The sequence below is a fragment of the Luteitalea sp. genome, from assembly GCA_009377605.1.
Classification (GTDB): Bacteria; Acidobacteriota; Vicinamibacteria; order Vicinamibacterales; family Vicinamibacteraceae; genus WHTT01.
In genome coordinates this window covers 1-683 of record WHTT01000263.1, presented here as the reverse complement: position 1 = coordinate 683, position 683 = coordinate 1, and the positions used below count along the sequence as shown (strand labels likewise).

The following is a 683-nucleotide window of genomic DNA, read 5'->3' as shown; positions in this document are numbered from 1 at the left end:
AGTCGCCAAGTGTATTTCCACCGGCTCGACCGCGGATAGAAAGCCCCTTCGGCGTATGAGTGTCGGGCCGAGTACGGAGTGTACCGACGACCGACGGCTCTTTGAGAAACCAGCCCGACCACGCGGAACTGATCGACGAGCTCGTGCTCGATGTACCCGGCTGCCGCTCGATTTTGATCGGCCGGCCAATCATTTCGTTGGCGTGACGACGAGAGCGCCGAAACCGACGCCGCTTTCGTTGCCCACCCAGAGCCCAAGCCGGCCGACATCGAGCTGTCCGAGCTTTAACGCGATCGAGCGGCGCATAGCGAAGCGAGTCGCGTATGCTCCGAGACTCAGCCGCGTACCCACGAGCGTGTCATCCAGCAAAGCAACACGGCCGGATTCCGTACACCCTCTATTCCTGCCGCAGGGCAATCATTGGATCGATGCGCGAGGCGCGCCAGGCCGGAATGAACGCCGCCATGAGCGACACCACCAGCAGCGCTGCTGCGCTGATGACGAAGACCGACAAGTCTGCGGCGTTGACCCCGAAGAGCTGGCTTTGCACAAACCGTCCGGAAAGCAGTCCGGCCACGAGGCCGGCGGCCGTTCCGAGCACAACGACCAGGAGCATTTCGCCCATCACAAGGCGCACAACCCGTCCCTTATCGGCGCCCAGCGCCATGCGGATTCCGAGCTCC

General features: G+C 63.1%; 1 protein-coding gene. It reads right to left on the bottom strand.

Going from position 1 to position 683, the window contains the following annotated elements; translation table 11 throughout:
- Positions 1-397 precede the first annotated feature (397 nt).
- Positions 398-683, bottom strand: a 286-nt coding sequence (locus GEV06_28850; protein MPZ21851.1) for an FtsX-like permease family protein, incomplete at its 5' end; no start/stop codon positions are given.